We start from the raw sequence: 24,433 nt of genomic DNA on the forward strand, positions 1-24,433 counted from the left end.
ACGGCATGCGCGGGTGGGTAGCTATACTTCTCGCTATTCATAAATGGAATAACGAGGTCCTCTCATGTCCGGTTTCCCTGTCCGCTCCATCCTGTGGTCCGCTCTGGCTGCCGCTGCCCTGCTGCCGGCAGCGCACGCGGGTGAGGTATCGGTGGCCGTGGCCGCCAACTTCACCGCGCCCATGCAACGGATCGCCGCGCAGTTCGAGCAGGACACGGGCCACAAGGCCGTGCTGTCCTTCGGCGCTACCGGCAAGTTCTACGCGCAGATCGCCAACGGCGCGCCGTTCGGGGTGCTGCTGGCGGCCGACGACGCCACGCCGCAGAAGATCGCCCGTGAGGGCCTGGGTAACGGCGCCACGCGCTTCACCTACGCCATCGGCCGGCTGGTGCTGTGGAGCAAGCAGCCCGGCTATGTGGATGCCCAAGGCCAGGTGCTGCGCACCGGCGACTGGAAGCACATCGCCATCGCCAACCCCAAGCTGGCGCCCTACGGCCTGGCCGCGATGCAGACGCTGGACAAGCTGGGCCTTGCGGCGCAGGTGCAGCCACGCGTGGTCACGGGCGAGAACATCGGCCAGACCTACCAGTTCGCCGCATCGGGCAACGCGCCACTGGGCTTCGTGGCGCTCTCGCAGGTGATGGAGAACGGCCAGTTGCGCGAAGGCTCGGCCTGGGTCGTGCCCGCCACCATGCACGCACCGATCCGCCAGGACGCCATCGTGCTCCAGCGGGGCCAGGGCAACCCCGCGGCCGACGCGCTCATGCAGTACCTGCGCGGCGAGAAAGCGCGCGCCGTCATCCGTGCCTACGGCTATGATTTTTGAAGCGCCTTGCGCATGATGGCGGGGCGTTCCCCAGCCAATCCGACTGACAAACCAGATAAATCAAGCGCCAACAGCTCTTGTTTTCATAGCATTGAACACACCCCTGATCGGCCCTGACGACTGGGCCGCCATCTGGCTCACGCTGCAGCTGGCCAGCGTCACCACCGTGCTGCTGCTGGTGCTGTGCACGCCGCTGGCCTGGTGGCTGGCCCACACGCGCTCGCGCTGGCGCGGCCCCGTGGGGGCCGTGGTGGCGCTGCCGCTGGTACTGCCGCCCACGGTGATCGGCTTCTATCTGCTGGTGAGCATGGGGCCAGGCGGCGCCATCGGGCAGCTGACCGAGGCGCTGGGCCTGGGACGGCTGCCGTTCACCTTCCCGGGGCTGGTCGTCGGCTCCCTCGTGTATTCGCTGCCGTTCGCCGTGCAGCCGCTGCAGCGCGCCTTCGAAGCGCTGGGCCGCCGACCGCTGGAGGTGGCGGCCACGCTGGGCGCCAGCCCGCTGGACCGGTTCTTCAGTGTCGCCCTGCCCTTGGCGCGCCCCGGTTTCGTGACGGCCGCCATCCTGAGCTTTGCGCACACGGTGGGCGAATTCGGCGTGGTGCTCATGCTGGGCGGCAACATCCCCGGCGTGACGCGCGTGGTGTCGGTGCAGATCTACGACCATGTTGAAGCCCTGGAGTACGCCCAAGCGCACTGGCTCGCCGGCGGCATGGTGGCGTTCTCGTTCATCGTGCTCATGCTGCTGCACTGGCTGCAGCCCAGGGGGGGGCGATGACGGGCGCAATGAACGGCATTCACGCCCGGCTGTCTTTGGCGCGGCCGGACTTCACGCTAGACGTGCAGCTGGCGCTGCCGGGCCATGGCGTGACGGCGCTGTTCGGCCCCTCGGGCTGCGGCAAGACCACCTGCCTGCGCGCGCTGGCGGGGCTGGAGCGCGCGCGCGGCAGCGTACAGGTCAACGGCGAAGTCTGGCAGGACGACGCCACCGGCCAGTGGCGCCCCACGCACCAGCGCGCGCTGGGCTATGTGTTCCAGGAGGCCAGCCTGTTCGCGCACCTGGACGTGCGCCGCAACATGGAGTACGGCCTGCGCCGCCAGCCGCCCGCACGCCGCCGCGTGTCGCTGGAGCAGGCGGTGGAACTGCTGGGCCTGGGCGCGCTGCTGCAGCGCATGCCCCACACCCTCTCGGGCGGCGAGCGCCAGCGCGTGGCGATTGCGCGGGCTCTCGCCACCAGCCCGCGCGTGCTGCTGATGGACGAGCCCCTGGCTGCACTGGATGCCGCGCGCAAGGCCGAGGTCATGCCCTACCTGGAGCGCCTGCAGCGCAGCCTGGACATTCCCGTGCTCTACGTGAGCCACTCGAGCGACGAGGTGGCCCGGCTGGCCTCCCACCTGGTGCTGCTGCGGGCCGGCCGCGTCACGGCCCAGGGCCCCACGGCCGAGCTGATGGCGCGGCTGGACCTGCCCCTGGCGCACGGCGACGCCGCCGCCGCGCTGGTGCAGGGCCGCGTGCTGGCGCACGATGCGCACGACCAGTTGCTGACCGTGGCCATCGACAGCGGGCAGATTCAGTTGGCCAGCGGCCGCCCGCGCGCCGTGGGCGAGAGCGTGCGTCTGCGCGTGCTGGCGCGCGACGTGAGCCTGGCGCGCACACGCGCGGCGGACAGCAGCATCCTGAACCTGCTGCCCGCGCGCATCACGCAGTTGGCCGACGGCGGCCCCGGCCAGGTGCTGGTGGCGCTGGACGTGGCGGGCACCACGCTGCTGGCGCGCGTCACGCTGCGCTCTTGCCGCACGCTGGCGCTGGCCGTGGGCGATGAGGTGTTTGCGCAGGTCAAGGGCGTGGCGCTGGTGGACTGAGGCGATCACTCCTGCGGACGCACGGCGCTACACGTCATCTGGGCCAGCCATGCCGCGACACGCAGGTGCGCCCACCCATCGCCAAGTTCAACGCCCGCGATGGTGAAGCCGTGCCGCGCGCCGCTCAGGGCGCGGCAAATCCCAGGCGCCGCAGCACGCGCTGCGCGGGTTCGGCCATCAGGGTTTGGGCAAAGTCCAGCGCGGCCTGGGGCGCACCGCGACGCACCGTGAGCCCATAAGCCGCAGCCACCTGCAGCTCTGGCGGCACCTGCACCACCTGCAGCGCCGGCACTTCGCGCTGGGCAGAAACGGCGTTGGTGCAGTAGGTCAGAAACACGTCCGCCCGCCCCTCGGCCATGACCCAGGCATAAGTGCCGCGACCGGGTGGCGCCTTGGGCGAGGTGGGCCCGCCGGTCAGTTGCAGCGCCTTGGCCTCCAGCCGCGCAAAGGCGCCGGGGCGTACCTGCTCTGCCCGGCGAAACAGCTCCCAGGCATAGTCGCCCGACGGGTCCGACTGGGGCGTGGAGGTGCCCAGCCGCATGTCGGCGCCCAGCAGCGTGTCCAGCAGGTTGGCCGTGGTCACCGGCACGCCGGGCGCAGCCAGTGCACACAGGGCATTGCGGGTGAACACCTGCGGCGCGCCCCAATCGCCCGCGCGCGCCAGGCGCTGCGGGTGCTCGGTATCGGCCGAGGCGAATACCATGGCCGGCTCGCCGGACTCGATGCGCTCGCGCAGCAGGCCGGACGCTCCGAAGGTCAATGCCGCCTTCTGGCCCGTGCGCACCTCGTGCTCACGCGCAATCTCGGTGAAGGCCTCGCGCAGGCTGCCGGCGGCATAGACGGTCACGTTCGTGGCCGCGCCCATGCCCGCGGACGGCGTGCTTGCACCCATTGCCGTGCCGCCAGGCTGGGCACAACCGCTCAACACGGCAGCCATTGCGGCCACGCCGGCCACACGGAGCAAGGAACGGCGGTCCATGGCATGGCCTTACGGGTTGGCGTTGGGGAAGAACAGCTGCTCGCCGTTGATCTTGTAGCCGGCGATGGCGCTCTGGCCCGCGGGCGAGACCACCCAGTCCACGAACTTCTGCGCCTCAGCCTGCTTCACATGCGGGTGCTTGGCGGGGTTCACCACCATCACGCCATACTGGTTGAACAGGTGCTTGTCGCCTTCCACCAGCACCGCGAGGTTGTCGCGGTTCTTGAAGTTGAGCCAGGTGCCTCGGTCCGTCAGCGCGTACGCACCGCTGGAGGCCGCGATGTTCAGCGCCGGGCCCATGCCGCACCCGCATTCCTTGTAGCCGCTGCCCTTCACGCCCTCGGTGGCGATCTTCCAGTAACGCAGCTCGGCTGCATGGGTGCCGCTCTTGTCACCGCGCGAGATGAACTCCGCGTTGGCCGCGGCGATCTTCTTGAGTGCGGCGGCGATGTCGTTGCCCTTGGTGCCAGCAGCATCCGCCTTGCCACCCACGAGGATGAAGTCGTTGTACATGACCGGGTAGCGCTTCACGCCCCAGCCGTCGGCCACGAACTTCTCCTCGGCCACCTGGTCGTGCACGAACAGCACGTCGGCGTCGCCGCGGCGCGCCATGTCCAGCGCCTGGCCGGTGCCCACCGCCACCACCTTCACGTCGATACCGGTGGCCTGCTTGAAGGCCGGCAGCAGGTGGGTGAACAGGCCCGACTGCTCGGTCGAGGTGGTCGACGCCATCGTGATGGCCTGTGCCGCAGCGCTGCCATAAGCTACCAAAGCAATAGCTGCTACCGCAGTCTGGGTAAGCGCCAGGGGCCAAAAACGCTTGTAACTCTTCATGCCATTTCTCCTTTGACGAACAGACGGGCGGCCTCGGGCAGGGGGCCGTTGAAAAAATCGTGCACGGGCAGGTCCGCCAGCACGCGCCCGTGCTCCAGGTAGAGCACACGGCTGGCCAGGCGCTTGACCTGTCCCAGGTTGTGGCTGCTGAACAGCATGGTCACCGGCTGATCGGGGCCAGCGCTGCCGTGGCTGGCGGCGAAGTCGGCCATCAGCGATTCGATCTCGCGCTTGGCATGCGGGTCCAGGCTGGCGGTGGGCTCGTCCAGCAGCAGCACGTCGGGCCGCAGGGCCCAGGCGCGCGCAAATGCCAACCGCTGCTGCTGCCCGCCGGACAAGGTGCGCGCGTTCTGCCGCGCGATGTCCTGCAGCCCCACGCGGTGCAGCGCCACGGCGGCCTGGGCGCAGGCCTCCTGCCAGCGCACCCGGCGCAGCCACAATGCCAGCGCCACGTTGTTCAGCGCGCTGGTGCGCAACACGAAAGGCCGCTGGAACACCATGGCCACGCGCCGCGCGCCGTCGCGGCGCAGCTGTCCCGCGCTGGGGCGCACCAGGCCGTGCAATGCGCGCAGCAGCGTGCTCTTGCCACTGCCGTTGGCACCCACCAGAGCCACGCGCTCGCCGGGCATCACACGCAGATTGATGCCGGCCAGCGCCTGCACCGCGCCGTAGCGCACGGACAGCTCGCGCAGTGCAAACAACGGCGGCTCGATGGTGCAAACGTCGCCCGGGCTCTCCTCCCCGGGGACGACAGGTGACGGCAGCGCGCTCATGCCCCCACCCCGGCCAGGCCGCCCACGGCGGCACCATCCACGCGTTCACGCCAGCGGCGCAGCAGCGCAATGCCCACGTTGAGCAACAACACGACGCCCAGCAGCACGAGGCCCAGCGCCAGCGCGAGCGGCAGGTCGCCCTTGCTGGTCTCCAGCGCGATGGCGGTGGTCATGACGCGCGTAAAGCCGTCGATGTTGCCGCCCACGATCATCACCGCGCCCACCTCCGAGATGGCGCGGCCGAATGCGGCGATCAGCACCGTGAGCAGCGCATAGCGCTCGTCCCAGGCCACCAACAGGGCACGCAACAGGGTGCCGGCGCCCAGCGAGCGCAACTGCTCTCCATGCAGGCGGTCCACGTCCTCGACCACCTGGCGCGTAAGCGCGGTGACCACGGGCAACACCAGCAGCGCCTGCGCCAGCACCATCGCCTTGAAAGAAAACAGCCAGCCCAGGCTGCCCAGCGGGCCGGTGCGCGACAGCAGCAGGTACACGCCCAGGCCCACCACCACCGAGGGCACGGCCAGCAGGGTATTGAGCACCGCGAGCACCGCGTCGCGCCCGGCAAAGCGCGCCACGCCCAGCCATGCCCCCAGCACCACGCCCGCGCCGCAGGCGAGCAGGCAGGCCGTGGCACTCACGGCGAGCGAACGCACGACGATGGTCCACAAGGCGGCATCGGCGGAGGTGATGAGGTGCAGCGCCGTGGCGACGCTCTGGGTCATTGTGGACATGGGTTGGGCTATCGTATGCAGCAATCCAATACCCGGCGATATGAAAACTTGTGCATAGGATCCAACTCCACTACACGCTCGACCGCGACGCGGACGGCGCGCTGATCCGCAATCCCCTGCTCGACATGCTGCAGGCCGTGGCGCAGCAGGGCTCCATCTCGGGCGCGGCACGTGCGCTGGACCTGTCGTACCGCCACGTGTGGGGTGCGCTCAAGCGCTGGGAAGAACAACTGGGCAGCGAGCTCATCATCTGGGGCAAGGGCCAGTCCGCCCAGCTCAGCGAATTCGGCACCAAGCTGCTGTGGGCCGAGCGCCAGGCACAGGCACGGCTGGCGCCGCAGATCGAGGCGCTGCGCGCCGATCTGGAGCGCGCGTTTGCCGTGGCGTTCGACGAATATGCCCACGTGCTCACGCTGTATGCCAGCCACGACGATGCGCTGTCCGTGCTGCGTGCGTTCGCCACCGCGCCCGCCCACGCGGGCCAGGGCGGCGCGCTGCATCTGGACATCCGCTTCACCGGCAGCGTGGACGCGATCCGCGCACTCAACGAAGGGCGGTGCACCATCGCCGGCTTTCACACGCTGGAAGAGCCGGGCATGGATACCCTGGCCGCGCAGACCTACCGCCCCCTGCTGCAGCCGGGGCTGCACAAGGTGATCGGCTTCGCGCGCCGCGCGCAGGGCCTGATCGTGGCGCGCGGCAACCCGCTGGGCCTGACCTCGCTGGCGGACGTGGCACGCACGGGCGCGCGCTTCGTCAACCGCCCGCTGGGCACGGGCACGCGGGTGCTGCTGACCGACCTGCTCGCGCAGGCGGGCCTGGAACCCGCAGAGATCGAGGGCTACGACCGTGATGAGCCCTCGCACGCCGCGCTGGCGCAGGCCATCGCCGCCGGCAGTGCCGACGTGGGCATGGGCATCGAGCTGGCGGCGCGTGCGCGCGGGCTGGACTTCGTGCCGCTGGTGTACGAGCGCTACCACCTGGCCTGTCTGAAGTCTTCACTGGAGCAGCCGGCCACGCGCGCGCTGCGCGAACTGCTGCAGACCCCTGCCTGGCAACGACGCATGGCTGCCATGCCCGGCTATGCGCCCATGCACTGCGGCGAAGTGCTGGCCATGAGCCGCGTGCTGCCGTGGTGGAACTTCACGCGCCGCAGGGCCGCGGCGCGTTGACGCCATGAGGCGGGGACCGCAGTCCCCGGCCCGGCATCACTTGTAGAGCAGTTGCGGCAGCCACAGACCGATCTGCGGCCACACATACAGCAGCACGATCGCCAGCACCTGGATGCCCATGAACGGCAGCATGCCCAGGAAGATCTGGTTGAGCGTCACATGCGGCGGCGCCACGCCCTTCAGGTAGAACGCCGACATGGCCACGGGCGGCGACAGGAAGGCCGTCTGCAGGTTCAGCGCCACCAGCAGGCCGAAGAACAGCGGGTCCACGCCGAAGTGGCTCAGCAGCGGGATGAAGATGGGCATGAAGATCACGATGATCTCCGTCCACTCCAGCGGCCAGCCCAGCAGGAAGATCACCACCTGCGACAGCACCATGAACTCGATCTTGCTCAGGTTCATGGAGAGCACCCACTGCTCGATGAGCTCCTGCCCACCCAACAGCGCGAAGGCCGCGGAGAAGATGGCCGAGCCCACGAACAGCCAGCACACCATGGCCGAGGTCTTGGCCGTGAGGTACACCGACTCGCGCACCACATCCATGCTCAGACGCTTGTAGGCTGCGGCCAGCACGAAGCCGCCGAACGCCCCCATGGCCGCCGCCTCGGTCGGCGTCGCCAGACCGAACACGATGGAGCCCAGCACGGCCATGATCAGTGTCAGCAGCGGGAAGAACGAGCCCAGCAGCATCTTGAAGATTTCCAGCCGCGCGAAGCTCAGGAACAGATAGAAGAGCGCTGTGGCCGCACCCAGCACGCCAAACATGACCCACCACCAGGTGGGCGCGGGTTGCGTGGCGGCCTGGGGCGTGGCACCTGCGGTGGAGCCGGGCGGCTCCCCCACTGCGGATGGGGCGGACTGCGCGGGCTCGGCACCGGGGGGCTCGGCCAGCGCACCACTGTCCGCGCCCGGAGGCTCCTGCAGGCCCGTGGATTCCTGCGGCGGTTCTTGCAGGCCGCCCTCCACCGGCGGCTCCTGCAAGCCAAACTCCGACGCCACCCGGGGCGAGTTGTCGTTGAAGCCGATGGGTTGGATGCCGTACGCCTCCTCCACCGACACCGCGGTGACCGCACGCCAGCTGCTGGTGGCCAGCAGTACGAACAGCAGCCCCGGCATCACCACCAGTGCCAGTTGCCGCAGCACATAGGCCGTGGGTACCTGCGCATTGCGCTTGCCCTTGAGGGCATCCAGCAAGCGCACGGGGGCATATTGCTGCGTCTCGGCGGGCAGCGCGGCGGTCATGGCCGGCAGCACCACCTGCCGTTCCTCGGCCGACAGCGGCGGCGCCCAGGCCGGCTTGAGCTTGGCCATCAGAATCACGTACATCACATACAGGCCCGCCAGCATGATGCCGGGGAAGAAGGCGCCCGCGTACAGCTGCACCACCGATACGCCCGCCGTCGCGCCATACAGGATCAGCAGCACCGACGGCGGAATCAGGATGCCCAGGCAGCCACCCGCCGTGATCGCGCCGGCCGACATGGGCGTGCTGTAGCCCGCGCGCAGCATGGCCGGCAGCGCCAGCAGGCCCATCAGCGTGACCACCGCGCCCACGATGCCCGTGGCGGTGGCAAAGATGGCGCAGGTGATCAGCGTGGCCACGGCCAGCGAACCCGGCACGCGCGCCATGGCCAGGTGCAGGCTCTTGAAAAGCTTTTCGATCAGGTTGGCCCGCTCGACCAGATAGCCCATGAACACGAACAACGGGATGGCGATGAGCACGTCGTTGGCCATGCTCTTGTAAGCCGCCTGCACCATCAGATCCAGCGTGCGCGTGATGTCGCGGTCGTACGCCAGCCAGGTGAAGATCATGCCCATGCCCATGAGCGTGAACGCGGTGGGAAAACCCAGCATGATGGCCACCACCACCAGCGACAGCATCAGCAAGCCCAGGTGGCCGCGCGTGATCGTCTCCACGCCCAGCAGCATCCCGACGGCGCCGGCCACCACCAGCGCCATGATGGCAAAGCCGAACCACAGTTCCTTGCGCATCTTCATGGCTTGCCCCCCTGTGCGGCGGATGCGGGAGCCGGCACCTGCAGGTCGCTGTCGTTCACGTGCACCATCTCCTTGAGCTTCTCGACGTCCACCTCTTCCACGTCCTCGCCGCGCCGGGGCCATGCGCCCTGGCGCAGGCAGATCACGCAGCGCGCGATCTCCGCCAGCCCCTGCAGCAGCAGCACCGCGCCTGCCAGGGGAATCACGAACTTGAAGGGGTACAGCGGCAGCGGCGTGGCGGAGAACGTCTGCTCGCGGATGGCCAGCGATTCCTGCGCATAGGTCCAGCCGGCCCAGGTCATGGCCAGCACACCCGGCAGGAAGAACAGGATGTAGAGCAGCAGGTCCAGCCCGGCCTGCACGCGCGGGCTGAAGAAGCCGTACAGCACGTCGCCGCGCACGTGGCCGTTCTTGGCCAGGGTGTAGGCGCCGGCCAGCATGAACATGGTGCCGTACAGCATGATCTGTGCGTCCAGCACCCAGGCATGGGGGTTGTTCAGCGCATAGCGCGAGAAGACCTCCCAGCAGATCAGGGCCGTCAGGCCCACGACGGCCCAGGCCGCCGCCTTGCCGATGAAGGTGGACACGGCATCGATGCCGAGTAAGAGTTTTTGCATGGCTGGAAGAGAACGCTGCGGCCCCGCGGGGCAATGAACGGATACACGCTGACCCGGGCGGCACCGCCTGCGCGTGCCCCCGGCCCTCGTCAGAATGAAAGGCAGGCCCGCCGGGCCTGCCGCGGCATCAGCTCTTGCGCTGCGCGAAGTAGTGGTTCCAGGCCATCTTGAAGTCGACGTCGGTGTCGTTCTTCCAGCGGCCACTCCTCTGCGCAAAGGTGCGCATGGAGTCCATCACCTTCTTGAACATGGCGTTCTCTTCGGCTTTCTTGGTCGTGACCTTGTCCCAGGCGGCCAACTGCGCGCGCAGGATGGCGTCCGGCGTCTTGTAGAACTTCACCCCCTGCTTGGATTGCATCTCGGCATAGTCCTTGGCGTAGCGGTCGGCGGCCTTCCAGCTCATGTCGGCGCTGGCGGCCTGCACGGCGTAGTCGATGACCGCCTTCAGCTCCGACGACAGCGCGTCGTACTTGCTCTTGTTGAACAGCACTTCAAACTGCTCGCTGGACTGGTGGAAGCTGTGCAGCATGCAGTTCTTGGCCACGTCGGGAAAGCCCAGCACGCGGTCGCTGGAGGCGTTGTTGAACTCGGCCGCATCCAGCAGGCCGCGGTCCAGCGCGGGCACGATCTCGCCGCCGGGCAGCGGGTTCACGGCCACGCCCATCTCGGTGAACACGTCCACCGCCAGCCCCACGGTGCGGAACTTCAGGCCCTTGAGGTCTTCCACGCGTGCCACCGGCTTCTTGAACCAGCCCAGCGGCTGCGTGGGCATGGGGCCGTAGAGCTTGGAGACCACGTCCAGGTTCAGGCTCTTGTAGATCTCGTCGAGCAGCTCCTTACCGCCGCCGTAGTAATGCCACGCGAGCACGCCGTTGGCATCCAGGCCAAAGGCCGGGCCCGAGCCCCACAGCGCCACGGCTTGGTTCTTGCCGTACCAGTAGGCCACCACGCCGTGGCCACCGTCCAGCGTGCCCTTGGCCACGGCATCCAGCAACTGGAAGGCCGGCACCACGGCACCCGCGGGCAACACCTCGATCTTCAGGCGGCTGCCCGCCATGTCGTTGATCTTCTTGGCCAGGTCTCCCGCGAACTCGTGAAAGATATCCTTGGCGGGCCAGGTGCTCTGGAATCGGAACACCGTGGTCTGGGCCGTGCTGATCATGGGCACGGACATGGCTCCCGCGGCAACCGCAGCACCCTTGAGTAGGTTTCGGCGGCCTGGGGTCTTGGTCTGCTCTGTCATCTACTTCACTCCTTGATTGGGATGCCTGGACAATCCAGACCTGCATCTTTGGCGGGTTGCAAATGCATACCAAAGAGGGTTTACGCGAAGCATCGCGCACCCCACCACGGCGTTCCGCCGCTTTTTGCGCAGTGCACACCTGCGCAGCTCCAGCGCACCGCACCTGTGCAATGCCCTTCATATCTGGCGCAGAGCGCTACGAATTGCGAAGCATGGTGGTGGGGTATGGCCCTGCAATTACTGCGGCGCAGCACGCAGGACCCACTCGGCGTTTAGCGGCATGCGCACCACACGCGCCCCAGCGGGGCGGATCATGCGAAGATTGAAGCAAAAACACCGTTAACCCCATAGTGGGAGAGCGCGAGAAGCTATGCTTTTGGAAGCAAGACCCCCCTGCACACCACTTACGCGCCCCACACAGGAGACCTCTGCATGCCCCTTTCTCACACCGCCAGCGGCGACGTCCAGCACGTGCCTTTCGATGACCTGCGCGGCACGCTCGCGCGCATCTTCGAGCGGCATGGCACCAGCGCCGAAGTGGCCGCCGTGCTGGCCCACAACTGCGCCAGCGCCGAACGCGACGGCGCGCACAGCCATGGCGTGTTCCGCATCCCCGGCTACCTGTCGACATTGGCCAGCGGCTGGGTGGACGGCCGCGCCGTGCCGCGTGTGGAGGATGTGGCACCCGGTTACCTGGCGGTGGATGCCGGCAATGGCTTCGCCCAACCCGCCTACCGGGCCGCCTATTCGGCGCTGGTGGCCAAAGCGCGCGCGAACGGCGTGGCGCTGCTGGCAATCCGCAACTCGCACCACTTTGCGGCGCTGTGGCCCGACGTGGAGCCGCTGGCTGACGACGGGTTGGTGGCGCTGGCACTCGTCAACAGCATGGCCTGCGTGGTGCCCAGTGGCGGCACCAAGGCGCTCTTCGGCACCAACCCCATCGCCTTCGCCGCGCCCCGCGCGGGCCATGAGCCGCTGGTGTTCGACCTGGCAACCAGTGCCATCGCCCACGGCGACGTGCAGATCGCCGCGCGCGAGGGCCGCCTGCTGCCCGACGGCCACGGCGTGGACCGCCACGGCCAGCCCACGAACGACCCGCGCGCCATCCTGGACGGCGGCGCGCTGCTGCCTTTCGGCGGCGTGCACAGCAGCTACAAGGGCTCGGCCCTGTCGATGATGGTGGAGCTGCTGGCGGCCGCGCTCACGGGCGGCAACTTCTCGTTCGAGTTCGATTGGAGCGGCCACCCCGGCGCACAGACGCCCTGGACGGGCGAGCTGATCATCGCCATCGACCCAGCCAAGAGCGCGGGCCGCAGCTTTGCGCAGCGTTGCGAAGACCTGGTGCAGGCCATGGCGGCCGCGGGCCAGACGCGCCAGCCCGGCGAGCGCCGCTACCGCCAGCGCGCGCGGTCGCTGAAGGACGGCATACCGCTGCCTGCCACCACCTGGGCCGAGCTGCAGCGCCTCGCCGACGGGCCAATTTAGAAAATTGAATCAAATGGGCCTACAGCGCCCAAATAATAAGCGCCAACAGCTATTAAAACAATAGCATTCAGGGTTCACTCCGGAAACCGCGCGTCTACTCGCCGCGCGCCCGCTCGCCGCGCACCCGCTTCTCGCGCCGCAGCGCGAACTGCAGACACCCCTGCCCCACCAGCGCCGCGCCCAGCAGCACGCAGGACGAGGCCAGCGCCGGGTTGGAGCCCCAGCCCACCAGCAGGGTGAACAGCGCGCCCAGCGCCATCTGCGCAAAACCGTACAACCCGGCAGCCGCGCCGACGTGGCGCGCATCCACCGTCAGCACCTTGGACAGCGCCGCCGGGCTGGCCATGCCGGCACCCAGCACGAACAGCAGCATCAGCCCCACGGTGGCTTCCAGCGTCAGGTAGCCCAGCAGCTCCAGCGCCAGAAAGACCAGCGCGCAGGCCACGCTCACCGCGTTGCCCCAGACCAGCAGCCGGCCCAGCCGCATGCTCAGTGCCAGGCGCCGCGTGAGCGCATTGCCGATCGCCATGCCCACCATCACCACGCCCAGGGCAATGCCCACGTCGCGCAGCGGGTGCCCCAACTGCTCGGTGATGATGAACGGCGCCGCCGCGATGAAGGCATACACCGCCGTGGTCGCGCAACCACCGCCCACCGCATAGGCCAGGAAGGTGGGCGAGCGCAAGAGCGCGGCGTAGGCGCGTGCCAGCCGGCCCGGGCTCACACGGCCCGTGGGCGTACCCGTTTCGGGCACCTTGTGCCAGGAAAGCAGCAGCGTCGCCACACCGGCCAAGGCCAGTGCCACGAACACCGCCCGCCAGCCGCCCAGCGCCACCAGGCCCGAACCTACCAGCGGCGCCATGCCGGGGCCGACCATCATCATCAAGTTGAGCAGTGCCAGGGCGCGCACGGCCTCCACCGGGCCATTGGTGTCGCGCACCATGGCGCGTCCCAGCGCCAGCCCGGCGCAACCGCCCAGCGCCTGGATGAACCGCGCAGCGATCAGGGCCGGTGCGGTCGGCGCCAGCATGGCAGCGATGCTGCCCGCCGCGTACAGCGCCAGCCCGCCCAGCAGCAGGGGACGCCGTCCCAACGCATCGGACAAGGGGCCGTAGACCAGCTGCCCGAGCGCCAGCCCGACGATGTAGATGCTGATCGTGGCTTGCACCGCCGCGGGCCCCACGCCGAGCGCGCGCGCCGCGTCCGGCAACGCGGGCACGAACATGTGCATGGCCAGAGTGCCGCTCAGGGTGATGAGCACCAGCAGCCACAGCGGGGGTGCGCCGGCAGAAGGCGAAGGGGACGCGCGCATCGCGGAAGGTTAGCAGCCAGGCCGTGGCGCTGGCCGCCGCCGCCGGCCCTCGGCGGACGTCAGACGTCGATGGCCGCGGCCGATCCCGCCTGCTTGCGCAGCTCGAACTTCTGGATCTTGCCGGTGCTGGTCTTGGGCAGTTCGCCGAACACCACGGCGCGCGGCACCTTGAAGCCGGCCAGGTGCTTCTTGCAGTGCGCCACGATGTCCTCGGGCGTGGCCTGCGCGCCCGCCTTCAGCTCTACGAAGGCGCAGGGCGTCTCGCCCCACTTGGGGTCGGGCTTGGCGACCACGGCGGCGGCCAGCACGTCGGGGTGGCGGTAGAGCACGTCCTCCACCTCGATGGAGGAGATGTTCTCGCCGCCCGAGATGATGATGTCCTTGCTGCGGTCCTTGATCTTGATGTAGCCGTCGGGGTACTGCACCGCCAGGTCACCACTGTGGAACCAGCCGCCACGGAAGGCCTCCTCAGTGGCCTTGGGGTTCTTCAGGTAGCCCTTCATGGCGATGTTGCCGCGGAACATGATCTCGCCCATGGTCTCGCCGTCGTGCGGCACGGGCTCCATGGTGTCTGGGTTGAGCACCATGGCCGCGCGTTGCAGGTGGTAGCGCACGCCCTGGCGGGCATTGAGGCGCGCACGCTCGCCGATGTCCAGCGCGTCCCAGGCCGCGTGCTTGGCGCAGACGGTGGCCGGGCCATACACCTCCGTGAGGCCGTACACATGGGTCAGGTCGAACCCCATCTGCTCCATGCCCTCGATCATCGAGGCCGGCGGCGCTGCCCCGGCCACCATGGCCTTCACGCCCGCGGGAACGCCCTCCTTCATCGCCGCAGGCGCGTTGACCAGCAGGCCATGCACGATGGGCGCGCCGCAGTAGTGTGTGACGCCGTGGTTGCGGATGGCGTCGAAGATGGCCTGCGCCTCGACCCGGCGCAGGCACACATTGACGCCCGCGCGCGCCGCCACCGTCCAGGGAAAGCACCAGCCGTTGCAGTGGAACATGGGCAGCGTCCAGAGGTAGACGGCATGCTTGGGCATGTCCCACTCCAGCACGTTGCTGACGGCATTGGTGTGCGCGCCGCGGTGGTGGTAGACCACGCCCTTGGGGTTGCCCGTGGTGCCCGAGGTGTAGTTGAGTGCGATGGCGTCCCACTCGTCGCCGGGCAGTTCCCACGCGAACTGCGCGTCACCCTGCGCCAGGAAGTCCTCGTACGTCAGCGTGCCCAGGCGCTGCGCGGCCGGGCCGTACACGGCGTCTTCCACGTCGATGAGCAGCAGCGGCGCCTGCGACTGGCGCAGCGCCAGCGCCTTGGCCATCACGGGGGCGAATTCGGGGTCTACGATCACCGCCTTGGCCTCGCCGTGGTCCAGCATGAAGGCGATGGTCTCCGGGTCCAGCCGGGTATTCAGCGCATTGAGCACCGCACCCGCCATGGGCACGCCGAAGTGCGCCTCCACCATCGGCGGGGTGTTGGGCAGCATCACGGCCACGGTGTCGTTCTTGCCGATGCCCGCGCGGCGCAGGCTGCTGGCCAGGCGGCGGCAGCGCGCGTAGGTCTGCCCCCAGGTCTGGCGCAGCTCGCCATGCACGATGGCCAGGCGGTCGGGGTAGACCTCGGCCGTGCGTTCGATGAAGGACAGGGGCGACAGCGGCGCATGGTTGGCTTCGGTGCGCGGCAGATTCTGGTCGTACATGCTGGTCACGTGCGGGGCTCCTTTGTTTCTTGTTCAGGCCGGGAATGCAAGACCGTTCATTAGAGCAAAGCCAGCTGACGGCGGGCTGATGGAAAATACCCCGGTGTCCATCCCCCAGTCGTTCATCCAGGAGTTGCTTGCGCGCGTTGACGTCGTCGATGTGGTCGGCCGCTATGTGCAGCTCAAGAAGAGCGGCGCCAACTTCATGGGCCTGTGCCCCTTCCACGGGGAAAAATCGCCCTCGTTCAGCGTCAGCCCGTCCAAGCAGTTCTTCCACTGCTTTGGCTGTGGCAAGAACGGCAATGCGATCGGGTTTCTCATGGACCACGCGGGCATGGGCTTTCGCGAGGCCGTGCAGGACCTGGCCCAGCAGATCGGTATGCAGGTACCCGACGACGAGAACACCTCGCCCCAGGACCGCGAACGCGCCGCCGCCCAGCGCCAGAAGCAGGCCACGCTGACCGACGTGCTGGAGAAGGCCGGCGACGCCTGGCGACGCCACCTGCGCGAGTCGCCGCGCGCCGTCCAGTATTTCAAGGGCCGGGGCGTATCAGGCCAGGTGGCCAAGCGCTACGGCCTGGGCTACGCGCCGGAGGGCTGGCGGGGCTTGGCCAGCGTGTTCCCCGAGTACGACAGCCCGCTGCTGGAGGAAAGCGGCCTGGTGATCGTGAACGAGGAAGACGGCAAGCGCTACGACCGCTTCCGCGACCGCGTGATGTTCCCCATTCGCAACGTCAAGGGCGAGTGCATCGGCTTTGGCGGGCGCGTGCTGGGCGACGACAAGCCCAAGTACCTCAATTCGCCCGAAACCCCGGTGTTCCACAAGGGCCGCGAGCTCTACGGCCTGTACGAGGCGCGCAACGCCATCCGCGAACACGGCTACGCCCTGGTCACCGAAGGCTACATGGACGTGGTGGCGCTGGCGCAACTGGGCTTTCCCAATGCGGTGGCCACGCTGGGCACGGCATGTACGCCCGAGCATGTGCACAAGCTGTTTCGCTTCACCGACACGGTGGTGTTCAGCTTCGACGGCGACGCCGCCGGGCGGCGCGCGGCGCGCAAGGCGCTGGACGGCGCCCTGCCTTACGCCAGCGACACGCGCAGCGTGAAGTTCCTCTTCCTGCCGGCCGAGCACGACCCCGACAGCTTCGTGCGCGCCTATGGACCGGAGGCGTTCGCGCGCCATGTGGGCGACGCCGTGCCGCTGTCGCGCTTCCTGCTGGAGGCTGCGCGCGAGGGCTGCGACTTGGGAACGGCCGAGGGCCGCGCCCACATGCTGAGCAACGCGCGCCCGCTGTGGGCAGCGCTACCCGACGGCGCGCTCAAGCGCCAGTTGCTGACCGAGCTGGGCGAACTGGGCCAGTTGCCCGCGCCGGATCTGGCCCAGCTCTGGGCGCAGGAGAGCCCGCGCCCCGGCTCCGCCGCGCACCCGCCCGCGCACGACGGCGCACCCTTCGGCGACGAGCCGCCCTGGGGGCAGGAACCGCCGGGCATGGAATACGGCAGCCCCGCCGGTGGCGAGCCCGCACGCCGCTGGCGCAAGGGCGGCGAATGGAAGGGCGGGCGCTGGCGCCGCGAAGAGCAGCGCTCCCCACAGCCGCCGCTGCCGCGCCGCCCCCTCACGGGGCGCGCCGACCATGCCGCGCGCCTGCTGCTGTCGCACATGGAGTTCCTCGAAGAGCTGTCGCACGAAGATCACACCCTGCTGTGCGACCAGCCCGCGCCGCACGGCGCGCTGTTCGTCTGGCTGGAAGGGCAATTGCACGAGCACGGACCCCAGTCCTGGGCGGTGCTGCGCGAGGCCTTGGCAGGCCATGACTGCCAGGCCCTGGCCGAGCGGGTGATGACTGGCTCCCACGCCCAGACCGAGGGTGACGAGACCGAGTTGCGCGCCGAACTGCGTGGACTGCTCAACCGCATGCTCATCGAAGCCATCAAGCTGCAGCAGAACGCCCTGATCGCCGCGGCCTCACAGGACCCGGCGGCCATCGAGCGCTACCGGCAATTGCAGGAGCGCCGCCGCGCGCTGGAAGAGGGGCTTACAAAAATGACCTCGGGGGCTTGACAAAGCCCCTTGAATTTTGCTGCGCCGGTATAATGTACGGTTTGTCGGCAAGAGCGACAGCAGCACCTCCGGACCAGGCGACCGTGACAAACGCGCACAACCGCCCTCCCCCACCGCAAGGACTGCACACCAAATGTTCGCCCAGACATCTTGCCCCTGAGGGTTTTCCCCTCAAACCGCGAAGGCCCTTGCCGTCGCCGTGCCTGCCCGCGCCGGGTTCCTTGGCGCTTGTGTTTTCTTTGTGTGTCCGTTTTTGACCTTGAGGTTGTCCATGCCCGTTCAAAAGTCCGCGAAGTCGCCCAAGTCTGCCTCTGGCACCCCCGCGAAGGCCGCTTCCAAAGCCGCAACCACTGTGAAAGCCGCCGCCAAGGCGCCCGCGAAAGCCGCCCCTGTCAAGGCCGCTGCCGCCGCGCCCAAGGCTGCGCCGAAAGTCAAGACTGTGTCCACGCCGAAAACTGCTGCCGAGCTGAAAAAAGCCGCTGATGAACTGTTGAAGAAGAAGCCCGCGCGCGCCAAGGCGGCTGCTGCCGAGCCCGAAGTCGCCGAAGAGGCGCCCAAGAAGAAGCCCGGCCGCCCCGCCAAGGCCGCCGGCACCACCGCTGCCGCCAAGGCCCCTGCCAAGCGCGGCCGCAAGCCCAAGGCCAAGGAAGAAGGCCTGGAGGACGACGCCGACCTGTCCGACATCGAGTCCGACCTCGAAGGCGAGCCCGAAGCCGAGGTGGTTGAGGCCGCCGAAGCCGCCCCGGTCGAGAAGGCCAAGCCCCTGCGCATGAAGATCAGCAAGGCCAAGGAACGCGCCTTGATGAAGGAGTTCGGCCTGGACGAGACCGTGCTGTCCGAAGAGGACATGGCCAAGCGCCGCTCGCAGCTCAAGAAGCTGATCACGCTGGGCAAGACGCGCGGCTACCTCACGCAGGTGGAAATCTCCGACCACCTGCCCGACAAGCTGGTGGACGCCGAAACCATGGAAGTCGTGGTCGCCATGCTGGGCGACATGGGCGTGGCCGTGTACGAGCAAACGCCCGACGCGGAAACCCTGTTCCAGAACAACGTGACCCCCACGGCCACCACCGTGGAGGAGGCCGAGGAAGAAGCCGAGGCCGCCCTGTCCACCGTGGACTCGGAATTCGGCCGCACCACCGACCCCGTGCGCATGTACATGCGCGAGATGGGTACGGTGGAACTGCTCACGCGCGAAGGCGAAATCGAGATCGCCAAGCGCATCGAGGGCGGCCTGATGGACATGATGGAGGCCATCAGCGCCTCGCCCGCCACCATCGCCGAGATCCTCAACATGGGTGAGGAAATCCGCGAGGGCAAGGTCGTCATCTCCACCGTGGTGGACGGCTTCTCCAATCCCAACGAGGCCGACGACTACGTGGCCGAGGAAGACTTCGACGAGTTCGACGAGGAAGACGACGACGACGGCAAGGGCGGCTCCAAGGCGCTGACCAAGAAGCTGGAAGAGCTCAAGAACGAGGCCCTGCGCCGCTTCGACACGCTACGCGCGCTGTTCGAGAAGATGCACAAGATCTACGACAAGGACGGCTACGGCGGTCCCGCGTACATGAAGGTGCAGCACGAGATCTCGGCAGAACTGATGACCATCCGTTTCACGGCCAAGACCATCGAGAAGCTGTGCGACATGGTGCGCGCCCAGGTGGACGACGTGCGCAAGAAGGAGCGCGAGCTGCGCCGCATCATCGTGGACAAGTGCGGTATGCCCCAGGAGACCTTCATCAAGGACTTCCCGGCCAACCTGCTGAACCTGCAGTGGGTCGAGAAGCAGGCCGCCGCCGGCAAGCCCTGGAGCGCCGTGATGCAGCGCAACATCCCGCCGATCCAGGAACTGCAGCAAAAGCTGATGGACCTGCAGGCGCGCGTGGTGGTTCCGCTGTCCGAGCTCAAGGAGATCAACAAGCGCATGAACGCGGGTGAAGCCAGTTCGCGCGACGCCAAGAAGGAGATGATCGAGGCCAACCTGCGCCTGGTGATCTCGATCGCCAAGAAGTACACCAACCGCGGCCTGCAGTTCCTGGACCTGATCCAGGAGGGCAACATCGGCCTGATGAAGGCGGTGGACAAGTTCGAATACCGCCGCGGCTACAAGTTCTCGACCTACGCCACGTGGTGGATCCGCCAGGCGATCACACGATCCATCGCGGATCAAGCTCGAACCATCCGCATCCCGGTGCACATGATCGAGACCATCAACAAGATGAACCGCATCAGCCGCCAGCACCTGCAGGAGTTCGGCTTCGAGCCCGATGCGTCCATCCTGGCCGCGAAGATGGAGATCCCCGAGGACAAGATCCGCAAGATCATGAAGATCGCCAAGGAGCCGATCTCGATGGAAACCCCCATCGGCGACGACGACGACAGCCACCTGGGCGACTTCATCGAGGACAGCAACAACACCGCGCCCGTGGACGCCGCCATGCAGGCCGGCCTGCGCGACGTGGTGAAGGACATCCTCGACGGCCTGACCCCGCGCGAAGCCAAGGTGCTGCGCATGCGCTTCGGCATCGAAATGTCCACCGACCACACGCTGGAAGAAGTGGGCAAGCAGTTCGACGTGACGCGCGAGCGCATCCGCCAGATCGAGGCCAAGGCGCTGCGCAAGCTCAAGCACCCGAGCCGCTCGGACAAGCTGCGCAGCTTCATCGACTCGCTGTAAGCCACGCATCTTCCGCGCACACCTCGCGCTGCCAACGCCCCCGCCGCTCGGCCGGGGCGTTTTTTATTGCGCGTCGGGGTTTCAAGCCAAATCAGCTTTTCACGCTTATGCAGCAGGCGCCAGCAGCTATATTTTGAATAGCAAAACATGGAACGCCCGATCGGTGGACAATGGCCGTCCCGTCCTTCCTGAAAGCTCCCCGCCATGCCTCTGAACACCCCTTCGCACACCGGCCGCCTGCGCTTCGCCGTGATGGGCGCAGGCGCGGTAGGCTCCTACTTTGGCGCCCTGCTGGCGCGTGCGGGCCACGCGGTCACGCTCATCGGCCGCCCGGACCACGTGCAGGCGATCCAGGCCCACGGCCTGCGACTGCAAACCGCCACGCAGGACACCCATGTGCCACTGGAGGCCAGTACCGATGCCAGCGCCGTGCGTGGCGCCGACGTGGTGCTGCTGTGCGTGAAGTCCACCGACACCGAGGCAGCGGCACGCCAGATGCAGCCCTACCTGGCACCGGGCGCGCTGGTGCTCACGCTGCAAAACGGCGTGGACAACGACGAGCGCGCCCGCGCCGTGCTGGGCGCGGCGCACCCCGTGGCGGCCGCCGTGGTGTATGTGGCCACAGCCATGGCCGGGCCTGGGCACGTGCGTCACTTCGGGCGGGGTGAGCTGGTGATCGGCCCGTCGCCCGCCAGCGCGCGCGTGGCGCGGGAGCTGTGCGACGCGGGCATCCCCGCCGAGGTGTCGGACAACGTGCGCAGCGCCCTGTGGGCCAAGCTGGTCATCAACTGCGCCTACAACGCGCTGTCGGCCATCGTGCAGCAGCCCTACGGCTGGGTGGTGCAGCAGGACGGCGCGACCGATGTGATCGCCGACGTCGTGGCCGAATGCCTGGCCGTGGCGCAGGCGGACGGAGTGCACCTTCCCGCAGACATCCACGCGGCCGTGCGCGGCATCGCGCAGAGCATGGCGGGCCAACGGTCCTCCACCGCGCAGGACCTGGCACGGGGCCGCCCCACCGAGATCGGCCACCTGAATGGCTACGTGGTGCAGCGCGGCGCCGCGCTGGGTGTCGCCACGCCGGTCAACCGCGCGCTGCTGGTGCTGGTACGCATGGCCGAGGCCAGTGGCGTGCATGGCCCCCAGGACTATCAAAAAACATAGCTGCCAGCGCTTGATAGGCAAGCGCTGGAGGCCAAAAACACCCTGAATCGCCACAACGCAGACGCGCCGCACCGCGGGCTGGGCGCCGCCTCGGGACCGGCCTACACTGGCTGCGCGTGCGTCCACCACCTTTTCCGCTGCCGGGCGTCCGGCGGCCCACACCCATGCACTGGCTTGAACACAAGATCCCTCCGCCGCTCGTCGCCGCCCTTGCCGGCGTGGCGATGTGGTTCACCGCGCAGGCCAGCGGCGGAGTGACGGACAGCGCGCCGCGCACCGCGGCGGCCGTCCTGCTCGCGCTGGTGGGCCTGGCGTTCGACGTGGCCGGCCTGCACGCGTTTCGGCGCGCGCGCACCACCGTCAACCCGCTGCGGCCGGGCGGTGCCTCGGCGCTGGTGGTGGGCGGCGTGTACCGCGCCACGCGCAACCCGATGTACGTGGGCCTCGCCCTCCTGCTGCTCGCATGGACGGTGTACCTGGGTGCGCCGCTGGCGCTGCTGGGCGTTGCGGCGTTCGTGGCCTACATCACGCGCTTTCAGATCGTTCCGGAAGAGCGGGTGCTGGCGCAGAAGTTCGGTCCGGATTTCACCGCCTATCGATCCAGGGTGCGCAGGTGGCTGTAGCGCTTATCCAGCAAGCGCTGACAGCTCCTTGAACGATAGCAAAGTCAGTCCATCTTCACGCTGGCGCTCTTCACCACCTGCCCCATGCGCGCCAGTTCACTGCGAAAGAACGCGGCCGAGGCATCGGGCGGCGTGAGCTTGATCTCATAACCCTGCGCCACCAGCGCGTCGCGCGCCTCGGGCATGGCCAGCGCGGCCTTGAAGCCGTGGTACAGCCGCGCCACGTCCGCCGGGGGCACGCCGGCAGGCGCCACGGCGGCGATCCAGCCCTCCAGTTCATAGCGCGGCAGGCCCTGTTCGGCGAGGGTGGGCACGCCGGGCAGCGAGGGGACGCGGGCGGCCGTGGTCACGCCCAGCGCGCGCAGGCTGCCGGACTTGATGTGCGCGGCCGCCGGCGCCACGGCCACCACGCCCAGCTGCACCTGCCCGCCCAGGATGTCATTCATCAGCGGGCCCATGCCGCGGTAGGGGATGTGCTTGATGTCCAGCTGCGCCTGGTCCACGAACATGGCCGCGCCCAGGTGCAGGATGGTGCCGTTGCCCGACGAGCCGTAGTTGAGCACCCCGGGCCTGGCCTTGGCGAGCGCGATGAGTTCGCGCGCGTTCCGGGCCTGCACCGAGGGATGGGCGACGAGCACGAAGGGCGTGGCGCCGATCACGGTGATGGGCGTGATGTCCTCGATGGCATCGAACGGGGCCGATGGGTACACATGCGGGTTCACCACGTGGTTGTTGGACACCACGCCGATCACCGAGCCGTCCTTGGGCGCGCGCACGAGCTGCGTGGTGCCCGTGATGCCGCCCGCGCCGGGCAGGTTCTCTATCACCACCGGCTGGCCCAGCGCCTTGGACAGGCTGGCCTGAATGGCGCGGATGGCACCGTCCGCGCCCGAGCCGGCCGACAGCGGCAGGATCACGCGCAGCGGCCGGTCGGCCGCACCGGAGCCCTGCGCATGCGCCAGCGCGGGCGCACAGAGGGCAGCACTCCAGGCCAGCGCCTGGCGGCGCGTGAGGCGGCGGGGTGCGGGGAATGTATCGAGGGGCATGTGTGTCTCCGGTGGTTTTTATAGGGGTCTCAGCAAGCGCGGACTCAGGGATTGGCGGGCCACGCATGCACAAGGTCGTGGCCCGATTGCTCCCCCTCAGGCCACGGCTGCGGACGCGCGCAGCGCGGCCACCTGGTCGGCCGTGTAGCCCAGGCCTGCCAGCAGATCCTGCGTGTGCTGGCCGAGCCGCGGTGGGTCCAGGCGCACACCCATACGCTGGCCGTCCAGGCGCAGCGGCATGAGCGTGGTGCGCGCGGTGCCGCCCGCGCGCTCCCCGTCGGGCAGGGTGATCTCGGCCAGGCCGCCCGTGGCGTTGAGGTGCGGGTCGTCAAACAATTGCTCGGGCCGCAGGATGGGTGCGAACGGCAGGCCATGGCGCTCGAAGACCGCCGCCAGTGCATCGGCCGTGTGGGCGGCCAGGCGCTGGCGCAGCTCGGGCAACAGCGTGGGCCGCGCGCGCACGCGGTCGTTGTTGGTGGCATAGCGCGGGTCGGCCTTGAGGTCGGCATAGCCCATGGCGTCGCAGAAGGCCTGCCACTGCGCGTCGCTCACCGCGGCCAGGAAGATCTGGCCGCCGTCCTTGACGCTGAACACGTCGTACACCGCCCAGGACGAGATGCGGTCGGGCATGGGCGCGGCGGGCTGGCCGGTGACGGCGTACTGCATCATGTGCTGGCCCACGAGGAACACGTTGTTCTCGAACAGCGCCGAGTCCACCTCCTGGCCGCGCCCGGTCTGCTGGCGCTGCATGAGCGCCGCCATGGCGCCGATGGCGCCGAACATGCCGCCCATGATGTCGTTCACGCTGCTGCCGGCGCGCAGCGGGTCGCCCGGGCGGCCGGTCATGTAGGCCAGCCCCCCCATCATCTGCACCACCTCGTCCAGCGCCGTGCGGTGCTCGTAAGGGCCGGGCAGGAAACCCGTGTGGTTCACATACACCAGGCGCTCGTTCAAGCGCGACAGGGCCGCGTAGTCCAGGCCGTACTTGGCCATCACGCCGGGCTTGAAGTTCTGCGCCACCACGTCGGCCGACGAGGCCAGGCGGATGGCCACCTCCAGCCCCGCGGGGCTGCGCAGGTCGATGGCGATGCTCTTCTTGTTGCGGTTGAACATGGGAAAGAAGCCGGCACCCGCGCCCAGCAGGTGGCGTGTGCGGTCGCCATCCACGGGCTCGACCTTGATGACCTCGGCGCCCAGGTCGGCCAGCACCATGCCGCAGGTGGGGCCCATGACCATGTGGGTGAACTCCACCACGCGCAGGCCCTCCAGGGGCAGCCGGGACGAAGAGGAAGCGTTGGAATTCATGGTGTCCCAAAGAAGAAGCTAAA

At 68.5% G+C, this 24,433-nt stretch carries 20 protein-coding genes; 9 read left to right on the top strand and 11 right to left on the bottom strand.

Going from position 1 to position 24,433, the window contains the following annotated elements:
- Positions 1 to 64 precede the first annotated feature (64 nt).
- From modA to modC, 3 genes are all read left to right on the top strand, one after another.
- On the top strand, positions 65 to 826 hold the full coding sequence (modA, locus tag QY917_RS08795) for a molybdate ABC transporter substrate-binding protein (protein WP_123675975.1): 762 nt from the start codon (positions 65 to 67) through the stop codon (positions 824 to 826).
- A 91-nt stretch (positions 827 to 917) separates the two neighbouring features.
- Entirely contained in the window at positions 918 to 1,601 is a 684-nt protein-coding gene (modB, locus tag QY917_RS08800; protein ID WP_047349501.1) for a molybdate ABC transporter permease subunit, read from the top strand.
- Positions 1,598 to 2,686, top strand: coding sequence for a molybdenum ABC transporter ATP-binding protein (gene modC / locus QY917_RS08805; RefSeq protein WP_302076370.1), 1,089 nt, complete (start codon positions 1,598 to 1,600; stop codon positions 2,684 to 2,686). The genes modB and modC overlap by 4 nt, the downstream gene beginning before the upstream one ends.
- Before the next feature lie 124 nt (positions 2,687 to 2,810).
- On the opposite strand, the gene QY917_RS08810 is transcribed toward modC, so the two are convergent.
- From QY917_RS08810 to QY917_RS08825, 4 genes are read right to left on the bottom strand one after another with little or no spacing between them, the layout of a single operon-like run.
- Positions 2,811 to 3,665: a molybdate ABC transporter substrate-binding protein gene (locus tag QY917_RS08810; RefSeq protein WP_123675974.1), complete on the bottom strand. Its 855-nt coding sequence runs from the start codon at positions 3,663 to 3,665 to the stop codon at positions 2,811 to 2,813.
- Between the two features lie 9 nt (positions 3,666 to 3,674).
- The gene (locus QY917_RS08815; RefSeq protein WP_123675973.1) at positions 3,675 to 4,499 is read right to left on the bottom strand and encodes a substrate-binding domain-containing protein; all 825 of its coding nucleotides are present in this window, start codon (positions 4,497 to 4,499) and stop codon (positions 3,675 to 3,677) included.
- On the bottom strand, positions 4,496 to 5,272 hold the full coding sequence (locus tag QY917_RS08820) for a phosphate ABC transporter ATP-binding protein (RefSeq protein ID WP_123675972.1): 777 nt from the start codon (positions 5,270 to 5,272) through the stop codon (positions 4,496 to 4,498). The genes QY917_RS08815 and QY917_RS08820 overlap by 4 nt, the downstream gene beginning before the upstream one ends.
- Positions 5,269 to 6,006: an ABC transporter permease gene (locus QY917_RS08825; protein WP_011806253.1), complete on the bottom strand. Its 738-nt coding sequence runs from the start codon at positions 6,004 to 6,006 to the stop codon at positions 5,269 to 5,271. Before QY917_RS08825 ends, QY917_RS08820 begins: the two co-directional genes overlap by 4 nt.
- 50 nt (positions 6,007 to 6,056) lie before the next feature.
- Between QY917_RS08825 and QY917_RS08830 the strand changes: the two genes are divergently transcribed.
- On the top strand, positions 6,057 to 7,178 hold the full coding sequence (locus tag QY917_RS08830; RefSeq protein WP_123675971.1) for a substrate-binding domain-containing protein: 1,122 nt from the start codon (positions 6,057 to 6,059) through the stop codon (positions 7,176 to 7,178).
- A gap of 36 nt (positions 7,179 to 7,214) precedes the next feature.
- Here the strand turns inward: QY917_RS08830 and QY917_RS08835 are convergent, their stop codons facing one another.
- The 3 genes from QY917_RS08835 to QY917_RS08845 form a co-directional block, all read right to left on the bottom strand.
- A complete protein-coding gene (locus tag QY917_RS08835) occupies positions 7,215 to 9,176 on the bottom strand; it encodes a TRAP transporter large permease subunit (protein ID WP_123675970.1) in 1,962 nt (653 codons plus the stop codon).
- The gene (locus QY917_RS08840) at positions 9,173 to 9,793 is read right to left on the bottom strand and encodes a TRAP transporter small permease subunit (RefSeq protein ID WP_011806256.1); all 621 of its coding nucleotides are present in this window, start codon (positions 9,791 to 9,793) and stop codon (positions 9,173 to 9,175) included. The genes QY917_RS08835 and QY917_RS08840 overlap by 4 nt, the downstream gene beginning before the upstream one ends.
- A 127-nt stretch (positions 9,794 to 9,920) precedes the next feature.
- Entirely contained in the window at positions 9,921 to 11,036 is a 1,116-nt protein-coding gene (locus QY917_RS08845) for a TRAP transporter substrate-binding protein (RefSeq protein ID WP_123675969.1), read from the bottom strand.
- Between the two features lie 432 nt (positions 11,037 to 11,468).
- Between QY917_RS08845 and QY917_RS08850 the strand changes: the two genes are divergently transcribed.
- A complete protein-coding gene (locus QY917_RS08850) occupies positions 11,469 to 12,521 on the top strand; it encodes an Ldh family oxidoreductase (protein ID WP_123675968.1) in 1,053 nt (350 codons plus the stop codon).
- A 94-nt stretch (positions 12,522 to 12,615) separates the two neighbouring features.
- Here the strand turns inward: QY917_RS08850 and QY917_RS08855 are convergent, their stop codons facing one another.
- Positions 12,616 to 13,833 (bottom strand): multidrug effflux MFS transporter, encoded by a 1,218-nt coding sequence (locus tag QY917_RS08855; RefSeq protein ID WP_123675967.1) that lies wholly within the window; start codon positions 13,831 to 13,833, stop codon positions 12,616 to 12,618.
- Positions 13,834 to 13,892: 59 nt separating this feature from the next.
- On the bottom strand, positions 13,893 to 15,539 hold the full coding sequence (locus QY917_RS08860) for an acyl-CoA synthetase (protein WP_088886322.1): 1,647 nt from the start codon (positions 15,537 to 15,539) through the stop codon (positions 13,893 to 13,895).
- Positions 15,540 to 15,618: 79 nt separating this feature from the next.
- On the opposite strand from QY917_RS08860, the gene dnaG reads away from it, so the two are divergent.
- The 4 genes from dnaG (at position 15,619) to QY917_RS08880 (ending at position 22,059) form a co-directional block, all read left to right on the top strand.
- The gene (gene dnaG, locus QY917_RS08865; protein WP_302076387.1) at positions 15,619 to 17,595 is read left to right on the top strand and encodes a DNA primase; all 1,977 of its coding nucleotides are present in this window, start codon (positions 15,619 to 15,621) and stop codon (positions 17,593 to 17,595) included.
- A gap of 271 nt (positions 17,596 to 17,866) precedes the next feature.
- Positions 17,867 to 20,272: an RNA polymerase sigma factor RpoD gene (gene rpoD / locus QY917_RS08870; RefSeq protein WP_088886321.1), complete on the top strand. Its 2,406-nt coding sequence runs from the start codon at positions 17,867 to 17,869 to the stop codon at positions 20,270 to 20,272.
- A gap of 204 nt (positions 20,273 to 20,476) precedes the next feature.
- The gene (locus tag QY917_RS08875; protein ID WP_123675966.1) at positions 20,477 to 21,436 is read left to right on the top strand and encodes a ketopantoate reductase family protein; all 960 of its coding nucleotides are present in this window, start codon (positions 20,477 to 20,479) and stop codon (positions 21,434 to 21,436) included.
- 164 nt (positions 21,437 to 21,600) lie between these two features.
- Complete coding sequence (locus tag QY917_RS08880; protein WP_123675965.1) at positions 21,601 to 22,059, top strand: isoprenylcysteine carboxylmethyltransferase family protein; 459 nt, start codon at positions 21,601 to 21,603, stop codon at positions 22,057 to 22,059.
- 44 nt (positions 22,060 to 22,103) lie between these two features.
- Here the strand turns inward: QY917_RS08880 and QY917_RS08885 are convergent, their stop codons facing one another.
- Positions 22,104 to 23,105, bottom strand: a complete 1,002-nt coding sequence (locus QY917_RS08885) for a tripartite tricarboxylate transporter substrate binding protein (protein ID WP_123675964.1) — start codon at positions 23,103 to 23,105, stop codon at positions 22,104 to 22,106.
- A 96-nt stretch (positions 23,106 to 23,201) separates the two neighbouring features.
- Entirely contained in the window at positions 23,202 to 24,410 is a 1,209-nt protein-coding gene (locus QY917_RS08890; protein WP_123675963.1) for a CaiB/BaiF CoA-transferase family protein, read from the bottom strand.
- Positions 24,411 to 24,433 lie beyond the last annotated feature (23 nt).

Source organism: Diaphorobacter sp. C33, from assembly GCF_030503915.1.
GTDB lineage: Bacteria > Pseudomonadota > Gammaproteobacteria > Burkholderiales > Burkholderiaceae_C > Diaphorobacter > Diaphorobacter nitroreducens.